Annotated in this window: 15 protein-coding genes and 1 tRNA gene; 8 read left to right on the top strand and 8 right to left on the bottom strand. The window is 72.4% G+C overall.

Annotation, left to right across the window (positions count from 1 at the left end; genetic code table 11):
* Positions 1–73 precede the first annotated feature (73 nt).
* From KGD83_RS02430 to dcd, 4 genes are all read right to left on the bottom strand, one after another.
* Entirely contained in the window at positions 74–1,018 is a 945-nt protein-coding gene (locus KGD83_RS02430; RefSeq protein ID WP_212642323.1) for a glycine betaine ABC transporter substrate-binding protein, read from the bottom strand.
* Positions 1,019–1,083: 65 nt separating this feature from the next.
* Positions 1,084–2,313 (bottom strand): ABC transporter permease, encoded by a 1,230-nt coding sequence (locus KGD83_RS02425; RefSeq protein WP_212642322.1) that lies wholly within the window; start codon positions 2,311–2,313, stop codon positions 1,084–1,086.
* On the bottom strand, positions 2,310–3,308 hold the full coding sequence (locus KGD83_RS02420; RefSeq protein ID WP_249352384.1) for a quaternary amine ABC transporter ATP-binding protein: 999 nt from the start codon (positions 3,306–3,308) through the stop codon (positions 2,310–2,312). The genes KGD83_RS02425 and KGD83_RS02420 overlap by 4 nt, the downstream gene beginning before the upstream one ends.
* Before the next feature lie 432 nt (positions 3,309–3,740).
* Complete coding sequence (gene dcd, locus KGD83_RS02415; protein ID WP_013155535.1) at positions 3,741–4,331, bottom strand: dCTP deaminase; 591 nt, start codon at positions 4,329–4,331, stop codon at positions 3,741–3,743.
* Positions 4,332–4,470: 139 nt separating this feature from the next.
* Between dcd and KGD83_RS02410 the strand changes: the two genes are divergently transcribed.
* Positions 4,471–4,544 (top strand) — tRNA-Gly (locus tag KGD83_RS02410).
* A 720-nt stretch (positions 4,545–5,264) separates the two neighbouring features.
* Here KGD83_RS02410 and KGD83_RS02405 read toward each other — a convergent pair.
* Entirely contained in the window at positions 5,265–5,993 is a 729-nt protein-coding gene (locus KGD83_RS02405) for a PepSY domain-containing protein (protein ID WP_212644240.1), read from the bottom strand.
* A 172-nt stretch (positions 5,994–6,165) separates the two neighbouring features.
* Between KGD83_RS02405 and KGD83_RS02400 the strand changes: the two genes are divergently transcribed.
* The 4 genes from KGD83_RS02400 to KGD83_RS02385 all read left to right on the top strand — a co-directional run bounded on the left by KGD83_RS02400 (position 6,166) and on the right by KGD83_RS02385 (position 9,907).
* The gene (locus tag KGD83_RS02400; RefSeq protein ID WP_212642320.1) at positions 6,166–6,831 is read left to right on the top strand and encodes a response regulator transcription factor; all 666 of its coding nucleotides are present in this window, start codon (positions 6,166–6,168) and stop codon (positions 6,829–6,831) included.
* Complete coding sequence (locus KGD83_RS02395) at positions 6,828–8,201, top strand: sensor histidine kinase (protein WP_212642319.1); 1,374 nt, start codon at positions 6,828–6,830, stop codon at positions 8,199–8,201. The genes KGD83_RS02400 and KGD83_RS02395 overlap by 4 nt, the downstream gene beginning before the upstream one ends.
* 360 nt (positions 8,202–8,561) lie before the next feature.
* Complete coding sequence (locus KGD83_RS02390) at positions 8,562–9,269, top strand: hypothetical protein (protein WP_212642318.1); 708 nt, start codon at positions 8,562–8,564, stop codon at positions 9,267–9,269.
* A gap of 50 nt (positions 9,270–9,319) precedes the next feature.
* On the top strand, positions 9,320–9,907 hold the full coding sequence (locus KGD83_RS02385; RefSeq protein ID WP_212642317.1) for a hypothetical protein: 588 nt from the start codon (positions 9,320–9,322) through the stop codon (positions 9,905–9,907).
* 182 nt (positions 9,908–10,089) lie between these two features.
* Here the strand turns inward: KGD83_RS02385 and KGD83_RS02380 are convergent, their stop codons facing one another.
* The gene (locus KGD83_RS02380; protein WP_212642316.1) at positions 10,090–10,755 is read right to left on the bottom strand and encodes an NAD(P)H oxidoreductase; all 666 of its coding nucleotides are present in this window, start codon (positions 10,753–10,755) and stop codon (positions 10,090–10,092) included.
* Positions 10,756–10,836: 81 nt separating this feature from the next.
* Here KGD83_RS02380 and KGD83_RS02375 point away from each other — a divergent pair, with 81 nt between their 5' ends.
* The gene (locus tag KGD83_RS02375) at positions 10,837–11,907 is read left to right on the top strand and encodes an AraC family transcriptional regulator (protein ID WP_249352090.1); all 1,071 of its coding nucleotides are present in this window, start codon (positions 10,837–10,839) and stop codon (positions 11,905–11,907) included.
* A 90-nt stretch (positions 11,908–11,997) separates the two neighbouring features.
* Here the strand turns inward: KGD83_RS02375 and KGD83_RS02370 are convergent, their stop codons facing one another.
* Both KGD83_RS02370 and KGD83_RS02365 read right to left on the bottom strand, forming a co-directional pair.
* Positions 11,998–13,098, bottom strand: a complete 1,101-nt coding sequence (locus tag KGD83_RS02370; RefSeq protein ID WP_212642315.1) for a cytochrome P450 family protein — start codon at positions 13,096–13,098, stop codon at positions 11,998–12,000.
* Positions 13,080–14,408: a cytochrome P450 family protein gene (locus tag KGD83_RS02365; RefSeq protein ID WP_212642314.1), complete on the bottom strand. Its 1,329-nt coding sequence runs from the start codon at positions 14,406–14,408 to the stop codon at positions 13,080–13,082. The genes KGD83_RS02370 and KGD83_RS02365 overlap by 19 nt, the downstream gene beginning before the upstream one ends.
* Before the next feature lie 257 nt (positions 14,409–14,665).
* On the opposite strand from KGD83_RS02365, the gene KGD83_RS02360 reads away from it, so the two are divergent.
* Both KGD83_RS02360 and KGD83_RS02355 read left to right on the top strand, forming a co-directional pair.
* The gene (locus tag KGD83_RS02360) at positions 14,666–15,415 is read left to right on the top strand and encodes a hypothetical protein (RefSeq protein ID WP_212642313.1); all 750 of its coding nucleotides are present in this window, start codon (positions 14,666–14,668) and stop codon (positions 15,413–15,415) included.
* A 220-nt stretch (positions 15,416–15,635) separates the two neighbouring features.
* Positions 15,636–18,230 carry a glycoside hydrolase family 9 protein gene (locus KGD83_RS02355; RefSeq protein WP_212642312.1) on the top strand — a complete coding sequence of 865 codons (2,595 nt, stop codon included), beginning with the start codon at positions 15,636–15,638 and terminating at the stop codon, positions 18,228–18,230.
* Positions 18,231–18,318: the final 88 nt, after the last annotated feature.

Genomic DNA, 18,318 nt, shown 5'->3' with positions numbered 1-18,318 from the left:
GGCCCGTTCTCGTGTGTGCGGTACCGGAGGGCCCTCCGGTACCGGTGCGCGCGGGGACGCGGCCCCGCGCGGCCTAGAACTCCAGGCCCTCGGCGTCCTCGCCCAGGGTGCGCTCCAGGAACTCGGGGTTCTCCGACAGCCAGACGCGGGCGCCCGCCTCCGGGTCGTCCTTGTACCCGCCGTCCTCGGAGACGGTCAGGACCTCCAGGCTGGCCAGCTCGTCGTCGCTGAGCTCGAAGCCCTCCAGCCAGCCGGTGAGCTCGGGGTACTCCTCCCCGAAGCCGTCACGGCCGACGGCGTGGACGGTCTCCGCGTCGCCCATCAGGCCCTCGGGGTCCTCCAGGTCCTTCAGGTCGTACTGGGCGTAGGCCGGGTGGGGCCGCCACAGGGTCACCACGATGGGCTCCTCCTCGGCGATCGCCGAGTCCAGCTCGGCGAGCATCGCGGCGGTGGAGGAGGTGACCAGTTCGAAGTCCTCGTCCAGGCCGTAGCCCGGCATCGCCTCCTCCTGGGTGACGCGGGTCAGCCCGGCGCCCGGGTCGATGCCCACGATGCGGCCGCCCAGGTCATCGGCGTGGTCGGCCAGGTCGGGGATGCTGTTGACGTCCTCCATGTAGGAGGGCACCGTGATGGTCAGCTTGGCGTTGTCGTACCAGGCGCCGAGGTCCTCCAGCTGGTCCCCGTACTCCTCCCAGTAGTCGGCGTGCGTCACCGGCAGCCAGGTGTCGAGGAACAGGTCGACGTCGCCGTTGGCCGCGCCCTGGTACATCGGGGCGACGTCCACGTCGGTGATCGTGACGTCGTAGCCCTTCTCCTCCAGGATGGCCTGCCACATGTGCGTGACGGCGATGCCCTCCTCCCAGGCGATCAGCGCGATGTTGATCTCCTTGGTGTCCTCGCCGCCGCCCTCCTCCGGGCCGGTCAGGCTCTCACCACCACCGCCGCCGCAGGCGGTCAGGAGGAGCGCGGCGCTCATGCCGGCGGCTGAGAGGGCCGTCATGCGCTTACGGCTGTACATCGTGGGGTTCCTTCCCTCGGGGAATTCGGTGTGCGGGGCTTGACGGGGTGGGGCGGGCACGCCGCTCAGGCGGCCGACGCGGCCGCGCGGGGGCTGTTGCGGGTGACGGCCGCGGTCAGGCGGTCGAGGAAGATCGCCAGGATGACCACGGCGATACCGGCCTCGAAGCCGAGGGCGCCGTCGTTGCGGGTGATGCCCTGGTAGACCTCGCTGCCCAGGCCGCCCGCGCCGACCATGCCCGCGATGACGACCATCGACAGGCCGAGCATGATGACCTGGTTGACCCCGGCCATGATGGTGGGCAGGGCCAGCGGCAACTGGATGCCGGTGAGGACCTTGGTCGGGGAGGCGCCGAAGGACTCGCCCGCCTCCACCAGCTCCTTGTCGATCTGGCGGATGCCCAGCTCGGTCAGGCGGACGCCGGGCGGCATCGCGAACACGATGGTGGCGACCACGCCGGGGACGGCGCCGATGGAGAAGAAGAAGATCGCCGGGATCAGGTACACGAACGCGGGCAGCGTCTGCATCAGGTCCAGGACCGGCTTGACGATCTTGCTGACCAGGTCGTTGTAGGCGGCCAGGACGCCGATCGGGATCGCGATGACCACGGCGATCGCGCTGGCCACGAGGACGAGGCCGAGCGTGTCCATGGCGTTGGTCCACTGGCCGACCGAGGCCACCAGGGTGAGCGCGACCAGGCCGAACAGGCCCATGCGCCACCCGGCCACCGAGAGCGCCAGAAGGCTCAGCAGCAGGATCATCAGCAGTGCCCCGGGCCGGGTCACCAGCATCGGGAGCACGAGCCAGCCGAGCAGGACCAGCACGAGCCAGCCGCCCGCGACGACGCCGGTGCGCACGCGGGTGTCCCGGTCGAGCACGCCGAGGACGGTGACGGCGACCAGGAAGAGCAGCGAGATGCAGAAGTAGGCGTCCACGTACTGCTGGTCGAACAGGTTGATCGCCCACAGGAAGAGCTGCGGCGGCAGGCTGTTGACGATGGTGTTGCCGAACGCGAACTGCGCGTGCAGGACGTAGAGCAGCGAGACCGCGGCGACGATCACCACCAGCGGCAGCCGCCGGCGGCGCAGCAGCGGAACGGCGATGATCACGGCGGCCACGAAGGCGAGCTGACCGGCGGCCGGTTCGGTGAAGAAGCCGGACAGGGCGCTCACGGCCCAGCGGATGAACTCGCCGACGACGTCGAAGAAGACGCCGAAGGTGCTCTTGAGCCAGGCGTTGAGGGCCTCGAAGCCGTCGCCGATGGGCAGGGACGGCGGGAAGTCGACGGGTGTCACGGGGTCTCCTTCCCGCCCGCGAGCGCGGCCAGTACGGAGTTGCGGGTCACCGTGCCGAGCACGGTGCCGTCCTCGTCGACCACGCGGAGGCGGTCGGAGGCGGCCGCGCTGGCGTACAGGTCGGCGACCAGGGTGTCGGCGCCGACCTCGGGCGCGGAGGAGTCGGCCGCGGGGGCGCCCGGGTCGAGCACCGACGCGGCGGTGAGCACGCGGGTGCGGTCGACGTCCTCGATGAAGCGCTCGACGTAGTCGTTGGCGGGCTCGCTGAGGATCTCCTGCGCGCTGCCGATCTGGGCGACGCGGCCGTCGCGAAGCACGCAGATCCGGTCGCCGAGGCGCATGGCCTCGTTGAGGTCGTGCGTGATGAAGACGATGGTCTTGCCCAGGCTCTTCTGGAGTTCCAGGAGCTGGGTCTGCATGTCCCGCCGGATGAGCGGGTCGAGGGCGCTGAACGCCTCGTCCATGAGGATGATGTCGGTGTCGGCGGCCAGTGCCCTGGCCAGGCCCACACGCTGCTGCATGCCTCCGGAGAGCTGGTGCGGAAGCTTGTCCTCCCAGCCGCCGAGCCCCACGAGTTCGAGGGTCTCCCCCGCCCTGCGGCTCCGCTCGGCGCGGGACAGGCCGCGCAGCTCCAGGCCGTAGGCGGCGTTCTCCAGGACCGTGCGGTGCGGCAGGAGCGCGAAGTGCTGGAAGACCATGCTGATCTTCTCGCCCCGCAGCTTCAGGAGGCTCTTCCTGCTGAGCGCGGTGATGTCCACGCCGTCGACCTCGACCGTCCCCGCGGTGGGTTCCAGGAGGCCGTTGAGCATCCGGATCAGGGTGGACTTCCCCGATCCGGACAGGCCCATGACGACGAAGATCTCGCCCGGTTCGACCTCGAAGGACACGTCGATGACGGCGGCCGTCACGTCGAGGTCGGCGATGGTGTCACGGTGGCTGCCGTCCGAGAGCCGCCCGACGGCGGCTCTGGACTGTCTGCCGAACACCTTGTACAAGTGGTCTGCGCGTACTGCTGGCACGGTCTCCTCTAGGGGGCTGTCCCGGCCGCGAGGCGCGTCGGGGCAATAGTTCCGCCCCATCGCCGACCCGCGGTTCTCACAGGTAGTCGGCCTGCGCGGAGCCCCCTTGCGCGCCCCTCATCAGGGCGGAACCGCTACCTGGTTCACGTCGGGGCGCAACCTTACCGAGGTGTGTACGTACAGTTCAGGCGCTAAGTAACCACCAAATAACATGTTTAAACGTCATAAAAACGGTCCGCCGACCTGTGGCAGCGGATGCCGGGGCCCCAGAAGGCCCCTTTGTGATTTACACCACACGCAAAAGAATAGTGACCTTAGTCACATACTAGTGACAGGTGAATCAAACGACGGTCCGTGTCCGTTCATGACCGTACCGTAAACGAATCGCCCCGTCCGCCCCGGCCCCGGCTAGACGCTCTCCGGGCTGATCGGGGTGCGGATGAAGTTCTGGTGGGACCTGGACGGCGTCGGTCCCCGCTGCCCCTGGTAGCGCGATCCGTAGCCCGCGGAGCCGTAGGGGTGCTCGGCCGGGGAGGACAGGCGGAACATGCACAGCTGGCCGATCTTCATGCCCGGGTAGAGCTTGATCGGCAGGGTGGCCACGTTGGACAGCTCCAGCGTGACGTGCCCGGAGAAGCCGGGGTCGATGAACCCGGCCGTGGAGTGGGTGAGCAGCCCAAGGCGCCCCAGCGAACTCTTGCCCTCCAGGCGGCTCGCGATGTCGTCCGGGAGGCTGACGACCTCGTACGTGGACGCCAGCACGAACTCGCCCGGGTGCAGGACGAACGCGTCCTCGCCGTCGGTCTCGACCAGCCGGGTGAGGTCCGGTTGCTCGGCCGAGGGGTCGATGTGCGGGTACTTGTGGTTCTCGAACACCCGGAAGAAGCGGTCCAGCCGGACGTCGATGCTGGAGGGTTGGACGAGGCCGGGGTCGAAGGGGTCGATCCTGACCCGCCCGGCGTCGATTTCGGACCTGATATCGCGATCGGAGAGCAGCACGGTCCGAACCTACCGCCTGGGGCAACGCAGCGTAGCGGCGATCCCCGGCCGGGTGGCGGCCCGCGCCGAGTTGCCCACCCGGGCCGGAGTTGGGCTAGGATGGCATCCGTTGCCAGCCGGGTTCTTCCGGTGGTGCCGCGCGGATGTAGTTCAATGGTAGAACTTCAGCTTCCCAAGCTGATAACGCGGGTTCGATTCCCGTCATCCGCTCCACGCAGCAGAAGGCCAGGTAGATCGGCGAGAACCGAACACCTGGCCCGACGCGTTTCTGGGGGTCCGTACGGGCCGCGTGCCCGTTACGTGCCACACGCCCGAACGCTCAACGCCGCAGTGGGTACGGTGCCCTCCCAGCGTAGGGAGCGACGCGTATGGCACTGGTCCGCAGGGGCTCTCGCAGTATCACCGTGGACGGCACCGGCGACCGGTGGCATGTACGGCACCGGCCGACCTACGCACAGGCCCTCTGCGAGTCCTCCATGACCTTCGCCGTGAAACTGGCGGAAGCACCAGGGCAGACCCTCGTGGTCGCCACCTACCATCCCCGCCCGGGGGCCTCGGCATCGGTAGCTCCTCCCGTCGAAACCCCGTGTCCGTCGCGTATCCGTCCAGGCAACGGTCCCCGGCGCGCGAAGCTGCTTCGCGCACCGGTGACCGGCTAGGTCGTGCTCCGTGCCCGCCGCACCAGGTTGAGGATGTTGAGGGTGCCGAAGGCGAGCTCCAGGACGGCTCAGGGGACCGCGACCACGCCGGGCGACCCCCGACAGCGCGACGCGGCGCATCAAGGGGCCGTCCCCCGCCCCCGCCCCGTTCCCGGTCACCACCGCGCGGCGCCCCGGGAGCGCGAACGGGTCGGCGCCCCGGCGCGCGGCCTGCCCCGACCGCGCCCGAGGCGCCGACCCCGACGACCCCCGAGGGGGACGCGCCCCGCGGCCGTCAGTCCTCGGCGCGCACGTCCACGACCTCACCCGCGGCGTCGAGGAGGACCTCGTACTCCTGGCCGTCGGCGCCGCGCACCTCGGCGTCCCAGCCGTCCCAGCCGTCCTCGTCCTGGCGCTCGACGTCCTCGGTGGTCGCGCCCTCGCCGACCGCGTCGGCGGCGTTGGCGGAGACCGTCTCGCGGTCGGCCGCGGCCTGCTCACCGGTGTTCTGCCAGGGGGCGGGGCCGCCGTCGGTGTCGCGGAAGGCCGTGCCGTTGACGGTGAACACGTCGGCGTCGTCGCGGTCCTCGCCCTCGTCGTCATCGTCGTCCTCGTAGCGCACGCCCAGGGTGACCTCGGTGCCCTCCAGGCCGCGCAGCTCGTCCAGGAGCGGCTCGACGGTGCCGTTGCCGTCGAAGTCCTCCAGCTCGGGGTCGGTCAGCAGCCACTCCTCCGGACCGAAGTCGACCTCGACCCCGGACACGGACCAGTCGTCGACGTCGTCCCCGGCGCGCAGCTCGCCCACGAGCTGCTCCAGCCCGTCGACCGTCCGGGTCGAGGGCTCGCTCTGCTGCGACTGCCCGTTCCCGCCCGTCTCGGAGTCGGTCCCGGCGGTGACGCCGGTGAGCGCGATCGGGGCCACCTCCTGCTCGGGGTCGCCGGCGACCAGGTAGCCGACCGTGCCCACGGTCAGCAGTCCGGCGGCGGCAGCGGAGGAGAGGATGATGATGGTCTTGGTCTGCATCGCGGATCCCTTGCTCACGTGCTCGAAGGTCTGTGTACCACCCAGCATGCGGCGGCGCGATGATGGCGGCATGAGGTCGACATGAGGGCCTTCTTCATGTTGCGCTCAGGAACGGTTCAGCGGCCTCCGCCACGGTGGGAGGCGACACGGGGAAACGGGGAGGGGCACGGCCTTGGCGATTCTGGTGGTGGAGGACGAGGAGGGGATCGTCTCCTTCGTGCGGCGCGGGCTGGAGACGGCCGGTTACCAGGTGCTCACCGCCGCCGACGGGATCGACGGGTTGACGATGGCGCTGTCGTCGGACGTCGACCTCGTCGTGCTGGACCTGGGGCTGCCGGGGATCCCGGGTGAGGAGGTGTTGCGGCGGCTGCGCGCGCGCCGCCCCTCGGTGCCGGTGATCGTGCTCACCGCCAAGGACGCCGTGAGCGACCGGGTCGCCAACCTCGACGCCGGGGCCGACGACTACATGGTCAAGCCGTTCAGCGTGAGCGAGCTGCTGGCCCGCGTGCGGGCCCGGCTGCGCGGCGGCGGCCAGGAACGCGGCGACGTGCTGGCCGCGGGCGGTGTGGTGCTCGACCTCGGGGCGCGCACCGCCTCGGTGGAGGGGCGCACCGTCAACCTCTCGGCGCGTGAGTTCGCGCTGCTGGAGGTGCTCATCCGCCACCCGACGCAGGTCTTCTCCCGGCCCCAGCTGCTGGACCGGGTCTGGGGCTACGACTTCGAAGGCGCCTCCAACGTGGTGGAGGTCTACGTCAGCCAGCTGCGCCGCAAGCTCGGCAGCGAGCGCATCCAGACGGTCCGCGGCGCCGGGTACCGGCTCGGGGACGGCGCGCGGTGAGCCTCACCGGCCGGGTGGTCCTGCGGTCGCTGCTGGTCATGGCCCTGGTCATCGGCGGCGTCGCCCTGCTCACCTACGAACTGGTGCGCGTGTCGGGCCTGGCCGACATCGACCGCCTGCTGCGCGAGGAGTCGGCGCTGGTCGGCGACGCCCTCGACGGGCGGCTGCCCGCCGCCGCCGGGCTCGACGGCGTGGTCTCGGGCCCGGAGGCCGAGCGCGCCGCCCGCCAGGCGCTCGCCGTACGCCCCAGCGGAGCCCGCCACGTGACGCTGGTGACCGTCAACGACGTGCGGCTGCAGAGCACCGGGGGCCCCTCGCGCGTCGCGGGCCTCATGCGCGGCGGCGACGCCCCCGAGGCCGAACCCGGGACCCTCCGCACGCTCGACACCGACGCGGGGCCGCTCCGGGTGCTCGACACCCGGGTGGTGGACGACGCCGGTGACACCCTGGCCGTCGTCACCGTCGCCGCCCCGCTCGACTCCACCCGCGACACGGCGGCCACCGTCCTGCTGTGGGCCGGGCTCGCCGGGGCGATCGGCGTGGTCGGCGGAGGGGTCGTGCTGTGGCTGGTCGTGCGGCGCACCCTGGGCCCCGTGCGGGAGGTCTCCGACGCGGCCAAGGCCATCTCGCCGGCCGACCTGGCCACCCGCGTCCCGGTGCCCGCCACCCGCGACGAGATCGCCGAACTGGCCACCGAGATCAACCAGATGCTGACCCGCATCGAGCAGGCCGACAGCAACCGGCGCCGGTACCTGGCCGCGATCTCCCACGAGGTGCGCACCCCCCTCTCGGTCGCCGAGGGGCACCTGGAGCTGCTGGGCACCGCGGAGGCGGCGGTCGTGCGCGCCGAACTCGACCGCCTGCGCCGCGTGCTGGAGGACCTCATGGCGGTGGCCCGCGGCGGCGACGAGATCGACGTCCGCGTCGATGCCGTGTTCCTGCCCGACCTGTTCCACGACGTGCGGGCCCGGCTCGACGCCCTGCCGCACGCCGACGCCGTCACCCTGGAGGAGCCGCCGCCGGACGTCCTGCTCGGCGACCAGTCGCGCCTGGAGCAGTGCCTGGCCAACCTCACCGCCAACGCCGTCGACCACAACCCGCCCGGCACCCGGGCCACCGTGACCGCACGCGGCGGCGGGGACACGATCTCCCTCACCGTGGCCGACGACGGTCCGGGGATCAGCGCCGAGGTGCTCCCCCACGTGTTCGAACCGTTCGTCACCACGCGCACCACCGGATCGGGACGCACCTCGGGGCTCGGCCTGTCGGTCGTGCGATCCCTGGTCGAGGCCCAGGGTGGTGAGGTGGGCATCGACAGCGGCCCCTCCGGCACCGTCGTCACGATCACCCTCCCGCGCCCTACGCCCTGACCGGCTCCGCGCGGGGCCGGGGCCGCGTGCGCGGCGGCTCGGGGCGTGTTCACCGTCCACACGGGCCTCCCCCGGTGGAATTCCCCTTCACCGGGAACCCTTCGCCGCGAAGGGCGGGAACGGGAATTCCACCGGAAGGGGAGAGCGCGTTCCGGCGTGTGCGCACGTCCGGTCCGGTGAGTGGCGCACGCCGGTGCACACTACGCGGGGAGGCCGCAATCCCCACCCTCCGTGACAGTCCCGTGATATCGCCGCAACCTCCCTCACCTGCGCGTACGCCCCCCACGGTCGTCTGACCGAACCGTGACCGAGTTTTGGGCGGGCCTTGGGGGGCAGTGCGATATGGCAGGAGGTGCTCCGATGGAGACCGGAATAATTGTCATCATCGCCTTAGTAGTGGTGGTCGTCATCGCCGGAGGAATCGCGATCGCCGCGCGGTCCTCGATCCTTCCGGCCCGGCGCACCGCCCGGCTGAAGAAGCGCTTCGGCGCCGAGTACGACCGAGCCGTGGAGGTCCACGGCAACAGGGCGGCCGCCGAGAACGACCTGTCCGAGAGGCTCCGCCGCCGCGACAACATGACGCTCCGCGAGCTGAGCGACCAGCAGCGCGCGGCGCACACCCAGACGTGGGCCGCGGTGCAGCAGGAGTTCGTCGACGATCCCGTCCGCGCCGTCCGCGACGCCCGCGGACTGGTGGAGGCGATCATGGCCGACCGCGGCTACCCCGGCCCCGCGTCCGCGGCCGACGGTGAGTCCGCCTTCGACCAGCGCCTCGACGACCTGTCGGTGGACCACTCCGCCGCGGTCACCGGGTTCCGCCGCGCGCACGCCACCGGGCGCTCCGCGGAGGCGGGCCAGAGCGGCACCGAGCACCTGCGCGAGGAGCTGGTGTCCTACCGCGGCCTGGTGGAGTCCCTGCTGGGCGGCCTGCCGACGGCCGACGGCACGACGGACCGGAACCCCGGCGCGGGGCGGACCGCTGTCGACCACACCGCTCCGGCCGCGGGCACGGAGCGCGCCGCCGTGGAGCGGCCGCACCGGGAGAGGGGACCGGAGGCGGGTCTGTGACCGGCCCCGGCAGCTTCTCTCCCAGGAACCGACGACACGAGGAGGCGGACATGGTGGAACGCGTACCCGGTCCCGGCACGAACCGGGAGACCGAATCGGACCAGTACCGGGCGCGGACGCCCGGAACCGCGACCGGCCCCCGTACCGCGGAGCCGGTGACCGTCGACGCCGAGGTGAACGACCCCGGACGCGGGACCGGCCCCGGGCCCGTCGGCGCTCCCGGTCCCGACCGCACGGGTTCCGTCGGCGGTGACCAGACCGGCCCCGGGCCCTCCGGACACGCCAGGCCGGGTGGACGCGGAACCGCGCCGGGCAGGGTGCCGGAGCAGCCGGGCACCGGAGCGGACCGCCCCGACGCGGCGGACGGGCCCCGGTCGCGGGGCGCGAAGCTCGAACGCGTCCGGGAGCGCTGGAACGCGACGCAGGGCAAGTTCGTCGACGACCCCCACGGTGCCGTGCGCGAGGCCGACGCGCTGGCGGCGGAGGTCGCCGACGCCGTGGTCGCGGAGATCGAGGAGCGCCGCTCCGCGCTGCGCTCCGCGTGGAACGAGGGAGAGGGCACGGACACCGAGTCGCTCCGGGTGGCCCTGCGCGACTACCGCTCCTTCGTGGAGCACCTGGTCAACACCAACACCTGACGGCGCGCGGCCGCCGTGAGCCGTTCCGGTCCGGGAGGGGCCGCCCACCGCCGAGCGCGGGGGCGGCCCCTCCCGGTGCGCGGCCGCGGGCCGCCCCCTCGGCGGGGACCCGTGGGCGGGTCCGCGTCCCCCGGACGGGGCCCGGGCGGCCCCATGGGAAGCGGTCGGCCCCACCGGTCGGCTCATCCGGCGAGGAGCTTGTCGACCACCGCGTCGGCCTCGGCGAACAGCTCCCGGTAGTGGCGTTCCCGGGCCGCACCTGACAGGTCCTGGGCCTCGCTGTCGAACAGCGCGGCCGTGTGGACGTCGAAGATCCCGCAGTACTCCGAGATCCCCCGGCGCAGGGGTCCGTCGAGCAGGCCGAACACCAGGTCCGCGTTCTGTTCCCCATCGGTGAGCCCGGCCAGGGCCAGCCACAGCATCCGCTTGCCCGCCATGGGGGACTTGCTGCGGCCGTACGCGAGGCCGTAGTTCCACACGCGGTCGATCCAGCCCTTGAGCAGGGCCGGCAGCCCGTACCACCACACGGGGAAGACGGGGACGATGAGTTCGGCGGCGTGGACGCGGCGGATGTGCGCGTGCACCTCGTCGGAGTAGACCTTGTCCCGGTTGCCGTAGTCGGGTTCGTCGGCCTCGCTGTTGCGGGGGTCGAACCCCTCGGCGTGCAGGTCGAGCAGGTCGACGCGGTACCCGGCCTCCTCCAGGCGCGCAGCGGCCCGTGCGGCCACGGCGGCGGTCAGGGAGTCCGGGCGGTGGTGGGCGAACACGACCAGGGCGGTGCGTCCGGTCGGTGTGACGGGCCCGGAGGGCTCGTAGGAGTCGGAGGCTGTGAAGGGCTCTTGGTTCATGAACCCAGTACAGACCAGCGGACGTGGACGTTCCATAGCCGAAAAGCTCTGTTTCTTTGGCGTGCGTCTACACTCGCTCCCATGGACCCTTTGAGCGACATGCTCAGCGGCATCCGCTCCGCCGGAGCCTCCGTGAGCCAGGCCTCGCTGGACCCGCCGTGGACGATCCGCTTCACCGGCGGCGCGCCGCTGACCATGCTGACGGTGATCAGCGGCGGCGGGTCGGTGGCCATGCCCGACGGGAGCGCCCTCACGCTCGGCGCGGGCGACACCGTGCTCGTGCGCGGCCCCGACCCCTTCGACCTCGCGGACAGCCCCGCCTCGCTCCGCCGACCCCACCGGGACCACGAGATCGACTGCCTCGACCCGGTGCCCGGGGGCGGGCCGGTCAGCGCTCCCCCGGACGGGCTCCCCCAGCGGGGCGGCCTCCGGGACGGCCGCCTGGGCGGCGGCCCCCCGGCCGGGCCCTCGAACGACGGCGCCGCGAACGGCGGCCTCGCCGACGAGGCCTCCGCCGGCGCCACCACCCTCATCGTCACCGCCTACCGGGCCACCCGGAGCCGCCACGAGCGGCTGCTGCGCACCCTGCCGCCCACGCTGGTCCTCAACGAGGAGACCGAGGACGTCTTCTGGCTCGACGCGGCGAGGGACGCCCTGTCCCGGCGGCACCTCCCGGGCGGCCAGGCCCTGGTGGACCGCGTCGTGGACATGGGGCTGGTGTGCAGCCTGGCCTGCTGGTTCGAGCAGGAGGGCGCCGACGCCCCCGCCTGGTACCGGGGGGCCGTCGACCCGGTGACCGGACCCGCGCTGGAGGCCGTCCACCGGCGTCCGCACGAGGCCTGGACGGTGGGCGCCCTGGCCGCCCGGGCGGGGGTGTCGCGCGCGCTCTTCGCCAAGCGCTTCACCGAGGTCGTGGGCCAGTCGCCCCTGGGATACCTGACGGAGTGGCGGATGTACACCGCCGAGGAGCTGCTGGCGGACCCCGAACTGAGCGTGGCGAAGGTGGCCGGGGCCGTGGGCTACGCCGACCCCTCCTCGTTCAGCACGGCCTTCAAGCGGCTGCGGGGGCTGAGCCCGCGGGAGTTCCGTCTGCGGAACCTGTCGTCCGGGACCGGCGCCGCCCCCGCCCCCGGCGCCGGAGCGGGTTCCTGATCCGGGTCGGGTCCGGGCCGGGGCCCGTCCCGGTCCGCCCGGGGACCGGAACCGGCCCGGGGCCGCGAACGGTCCCCGGGCCGGACGGCCTCAGCCCCAGACGACGGGGAGCGCGGCCCGACCGCTCGCCACGATGGACGGGGCCTGCTCCACCCGCGCCCCCTCGGCCAGGCGCAGGTCGGGGAAGCGCGTGAAGAGCGCCTCCAGCGCGGTCACGCCCTCCAGCCGGGCCAGCCCCGCGCCCAGGCAGAAGTGCGGACCGTGCGAGAAGGCCAGGTGCCCCCGCTGCTCCCTCCGCAGGTCGAAGGCGTGCGCGTCGTCGCCGTGGCGCCCGGGGTCGCGCCCCGCCGCGCCGAAGCCCATGAGCAGCGCCTCCCCCGCGGGCACGCGCGTACCCGCCAGGGTGACGTCCTCGGCCGTGTAGCGCAGCGGCAGGTACTGGATGCTGGCGTCCCAGCGCAGGGTCTCCTCGACCGCGTCGGCCCAGGAGGCGCCGCCGGACCGAACCAGCTCCAGCTGGTCCCGGTGGGTGAGCAGCGCGTGCACGGTGTTGGTGATGAGGTTCATCGTGGTCTCGTAGCCCGCGCCGATCATCAGGATCAGCGTCCACACCAGTTCGGTGTGGGAGAGCCGCTCGTCGCCCTCGGCCCGCGCCTGGAGCAGCGCGCTGGTGAGGTCGTCGCCCGGCTCGCGGGACTTGCGCTCGGCCAGCTCCGCCAGGAAGGACTGCATGTCGGCGTTGGTCTGCGCCGCCACCTCCGGGGTGGTGGTCGCGTCGAAGACCCGGTGCATCAGGGTGTGCAGGGTGCCGCGGTGCTCCGCCCCGACACCGAAGAGCTCGGAGATGACCGTCATGGGCAGCGGCAGCGACAGCGCCGCCTTGAGGTCCACCGGCCCCGGTCCTGCGGCGGCGAGGCCGTCGAGCAGTTCGGCGGTGATCTCGGTGATCCTCGGGCGCAGCTCCTCCACCCGGCGCGGGGTGAACGCCTGCGAGACCAGGGTCCGCAGGCGCCGGTGGCGGTCGCCGTCCGCGGTGAGCATGTTGTCCGGGGCCACCCAGGAGATCAGCGGCCAGTCCATGGGGATCTCGCCCTGCGCCCACGCCCGCCAGTGCCGCGCCTCCTTGCGCACGCCGGGGTGGGCGAGGGCCTCCATGACGACGTCGTGTCCGGTCAGCGCCCGAACAACCACGCCACCAGTGATCTCAACCTCGACGACGGGGCCGCGGTCTCGGAGTCCGGCTGTCTGTCGGTGGAGGTCGTAGGGGTGGAGGACGGGGATGTCTGCTGCCATGGCGGTGTTCCCTTCGGGGAGTCGGGCGGAAATTCCACGGGGAGTTCGGCCAGGGCCCGCGCGAACGGGGAGATCCGCCAGTGCGGGGCCGGGTCGGCCACGCGCAGGCCGCGCAGGCGCTTGGTGAGGACCTCGACGCCGACCTGGGCCATGGCCTGGGCGAACCCGTGGGCCGGGCAGCGGTGCGGGCCGACCCCGAAGGCCAGGTGGGCGCGGGTGACGTGCTCGATGTCGGGGCCGTTCTCGGCCATCGCGGTGTGGGCCGCGGCGTAGCCGAGGAGGATGGGCTCCCCCTTGCGGATGACCCGTCCGCCGCTGATCTCGACGTCGCGCACCGGGTAGAGGACCGGGTAGTTGGTGATGGGCGGCTCGCGCCACAGGACCTGCTCGACCACCTCGTCGATCCCGACGAGGGCGCCGTTGAGGGCCCGGCTCACCTCGGGGTCGGTGAGGATCGTGTGCGTGGCGGACGTGATGAGGTTGGCGGTCGGCTCGGCGCCGGCGCCGATGGTCACCACGAGCTGGTGCAGCATCTCCTCGTCGGTGAGCCCCGCCCGGTGCTGGAGCAGCCAGGTGGTGACGTCCTCCCCCGGCGACGCGTGCTTGTGCGAGATGGCGTCGGACAGGGCGCGCTCGTACTCGGCGTTGGCGCGCACGACGTCGTTGCCGTCCCACAGGTCCGCGAGCGAGGTCAGGACGCGCTCGCCGACCTCGCGCGAGAAGCCGAACAGGTCGCAGATGACCAGCAGGGGCAGCAGGCGGGCGTACTCCGGCACCAGGTCCGCGCTGCCGCGTTCGACGAAGGCGTCGATGAGGCTGTCGGCGTGGCGGCGGGTGCTCTCGCCGACGCGGCTCTCCGGCACCCGGCCCAGGGAGTCGACCACCGACCGCTTGAGGCGGGCGTGGGCGTCGTCGTCAGCGAAGAGCAGGTTGGGGCGGTAGGCCATCATCGCGGCCACGGGGGCGTCGTCGGGGACGCGCCCCTCGGACCAGTCGCGCCAGAGCCGGGAGTCGCGCCGGAAGGTGCGGGTGTCCCTGCACCAGGCCGTGATGAGCGCGTAGTCGGCGACCACCCAGGCGCTGATCCCGGGGGAGATCTCGGCGGGGAAGACGGAGCCGTGTTCCTTGGCCATCCGCGCGTAGACGTCGTGCGGGTCGGCGTGGAACTCGGGGGCGTGGAGTTCGGCGTAGGGGCAGCGGGAAGCCAACGTTTTCCTGTTCTACAGGGGGGTTCGAGAGCCGCGCCAGTCTAGTACCGCAACATGTCCGTTGTTCCTTCCGTCCCATCTGTTCCGCCCTTCACCGAACAGAGGGGCGGCCGTCCTCCTCCGGAGTCCCTGAGGTGCCCGGTCAGCGGCGTGAGTTGTAGCATCGTGGCCGGATTCCTCCCCCCTGCAACCCGCTCCTCCGGTCCCGGCGAAGGCCGTACGGCGGGGCTCCTCGACACACACGGGAACGGACGTTCATGGACGCTGAAGACACCCAGGTCATGACCAGGACGGGTGAGTTCACCAGCACCACCCTGAGCTGGGAGACCTCGGTCCGGGGCCGGGTCGCGGCGGCGGTCGACCGCCTCTCCGGGCCGCTGTCCGACCTGCTGGAGCGCGACGCCAACGACGGCGACACCCGCTTGCTCGTCGCCGACTTCTTCAGCGTCGGCCTGAACTTCAGCAAGTACCAGGACATGACCACCGAGTACCGGACCAGCGGGGACTCGATCGACTACGCGATCGTGCTGGACGGCAAGCTGTTCGCGCCGGTGGAGGTGCGCCGGGTCGGCCAGGAGCTCGACCAGCGCAACATCCAGGTGTCCCGGCGCCTGGCCGTCGAGGAGGGCGCCGAGTGGGTGATCCTCACCAACGGCCGCCTCTGGAAGGTCTACCACCTGCGCCCCGACGGCGACGGCGGCAACCGGCCGGTGGAGGTCATCCACGTCGACCTGACCGACGCCGACGCCTACCAGCACAACATCGACGCCCTGTTCCACATCACCCGCGAGGCCGTCGACCGCGGACGGCTGAACACCCTGCGCAAGTGGAACGAGGCCGTCGAGGCGGCCCCCGTAGCCGATGTGCTGCGCAGCGACGCCGTGGTGGAGGCGGTCCGCGCGCAGCTGCGCGCCGCCACGGGCCACCTGGGGCACACGGGCGACGCCGACGAGGTGCGCCGCGCCCTGGTCGGAGAGGTCATCGCTCCGGGGCTGCTCAAGGACTGACGCCGGTGGCGGGCCCGGCTCCCCGGGGCAGGGCCCGCCCGCGTCCGCCCGGTCCCGCTGGTCACCGGCTCCGCTCCGGGTGCCTCCCGCCTCCTCCGCCGCCCGCTGGTTCGTGCGTTTGCCCCCATTGACAGCTGTGATACACGACACAACAATGGTCATACTATTGGGAGCGCTCCCAGTGCTTCCGGCCGCTTACCCCCCAGCGGAAGGACCCCCGTTGAGTCCGGCACGAAGAAACCGCGCGGCGGCGCTCGGAGCCGCAGCCGCACTGGGCACGAGCCTGCTCGTCGCCTCCCCCGCCCAGGCCGACGACGAACCGGTCGAGCAGATCACCAACGGCGACTTCGCCGACGGCACCACCGGCTGGTGGGCGACCGAGGGGATCGACCTCGCCGTCAGCGAGGACGGAGCCCTGTGCGTCGCGGTCCCCGGCGGCACCAGCGACCCGTGGGACCAGATCGTCGGCCAGAACGACATCCCCCTCGTGGCGGGGGAGTCCTACTCCCTCACGTTCACCGCCTCCGGCGCCGAGGGCCTGCCCGTCCGCGCGCTGATCCAGGAGCCCGTCGACCCCTGGCGCACCGAACTGGACGAGCGCCCCGTGCTCACCGCGACGGCGACCGGCTACGAGTACGTCTTCACCGCGTCGGCCGAGATGGCCGACGCCCAGGTCGCCTTCCAGATCGGCGGGGCCGAGGAGGACTGGACCTTCTGCCTGGACGACGTGTCGCTGCTCGGCGGCGCCGAGCCCCCGGTGTACGAACCCGACACCGGCCCGCGCGTGCGCGTGAACCAGGTCGGCTACCTCCCGCAGGGCCCCAAGAACGCCACCGTGGTCACCGACGCCGAGGAGGCCCTGCCCTGGCGGCTGGCCGACGCCGGGGGCGCGGTCGTGGCCGAGGGCGACACCGTGCCCCGCGGCCTGGACGAGTCCTCCGGGCAGAACGTGCACACCGTCGACTTCAGCGGCTTCACCGGGACGGGCGAGGGCTACACCCTGACCGCCGACGGCGAGACCAGCCACCCCTTCGGCATCACCGCCGACCCCTACGCCGCCCTGGCCACGGACGCCCTGGACTTCTACTACACCCAGCGCAGCGGCATCGAGATCCTCGACGAACTCGCCCCCGGGTACGGGCGCGAGGCCGGGCACGCGGGCGTGGAGCCCAACCGGGGCGACACCGACGTCACCTGCCACCCCTCAGCCCCGTGCGACTACTCGCTCGACGTGTCCGGCGGCTGGTACGACGCGGGCGACCACGGCAAGTACGTGGTGAACGGCGGCATCTCCGTCCACCAGCTGATGAGCGTCTACGAGCGGGCGCACACCGCGCCCACCGGCGACCCCGCCCGGGTCGCCGACTCCACCCTGTCCGTCCCCGAGCGGGACAACGGCGTGCCCGACGTCCTGGACGAGGCCCGCTGGGAGATGGAGTTCCTGCTGTCCATGCAGGTCCCCGAGGGCGGGGAACTCGCGGGGATGGCCCACCACAAGGTCCACGACGAGCGCTGGACCGGCCTGCCCCTGCTGCCCTCCGAGGACCCCCAGCCCCGCTACCTGCACCCTCCGTCGACGGCGGCCACGCTGAACCTGGCCGCGACCGCCGCCCAGTGCTCCCGCGTGTTCGCCCCCCACGACGCCGACTTCGCCGCGACCTGCCTGGAAGCGGCCGAGACCGCCTGGGACGCCGCGGTGGCCGAGCCCGAGCGCTACGCGACCGTCGGCGGCGAGGGCGGCGGCGCCTACGACGACGACAACGTGGCCGACGAGTTCTACTGGGCCGCCGCGGAGCTGTACCTGGCCACCGGGCACGGCGACTACGAGGACGCGGTGGTCTCGTCGGAGCTGCACACCGCCGACGTGTTCTCCGAGTACGGCTTCGGCTGGCGGGACACCGCCGCGCTCGGCCGCCTGCAGCTGGCCGCCCTCCCCAGCGAACTGCCCGACCGCGAGAGCGTCCGCGACTCCGTGATCGAGGGAGCCGACCAGTACGCCAGCGTCCTGGAGGCGCACCCCTACGGCATCGCCTACGCCCCGGAGAACGGCGCGTTCGTCTGGGGCTCCAACAGCCAGGTCCTCAACAACCTGGTGGTCGTGGCGACCGCCTACGACATCGGCGGCGACACGCGCTTCCGCGACGCGGTGCTGGAGGGCATGGACTACGTCCTGGGACGCAACGCCCTCAACCAGTCGTACGTGACCGGGTACGGCGAGAACGACGCGGTCAACCAGCACAGCCGCTGGTACGCCCACCAGCTCGACCCGCGCCTGCCCAACCCGCCCGAGGGCACCCTGTCCGGCGGGCCCAACTCCGACACCGGCACCTGGGACCCGGTGGCCCAGTCCAACCTGGACGGGTGCGCCCCCCAGCTCTGCTACATCGACCACATCGACTCGTGGGCGACCAACGAGCTGACCATCAACTGGAACTCCACGCTGGCCTGGGTGTCCGGGTTCGTCGCCGACCAGGGCGACGCCTCCCCGCCCGCCGGGTCCTCCTGCGAGGTGGACTACGTGGTCCACGGCGAGTGGCACGAACGCTTCACCACCCAGGTGACCGTCCGCAACACGGGTGACGAGCCCGTGACCGGCTGGGAGCTGGTGTGGTCCTTCCCCGGCGGCCAGACCGTGGAGCGCCACTGGAGCAGCGCGCTGGAGCAGGCCGGGCACGCGGTGACCGCCGTGAACGCGGACTGGAACGGGACCATCCGACCCGGCGACGAGGTGACGTTCGGCTTCATCGGCGCCCTGAAGTCCGGGGCGAACGCCGTGCCCGCGAGGTTCGCCCTCAACGGCTCGGTCTGCAGCTGACCCGTGGGCGGGGCGACGACGGCGCGCCCGCCCACGCCGTAAGACCCCCTTGGAGGACGGGGCCCCTCAGGAGAGCGTGGGGCCCCGT

This window comes from Nocardiopsis akebiae (assembly GCF_018316795.1).
In the GTDB taxonomy this organism is placed as follows: domain Bacteria; phylum Actinomycetota; class Actinomycetes; order Streptosporangiales; family Streptosporangiaceae; genus Nocardiopsis; species Nocardiopsis dassonvillei.
The sequence above is the reverse complement of the archived record's forward strand: the minus strand, read 5'-3'. Positions and strand labels throughout refer to the sequence as shown.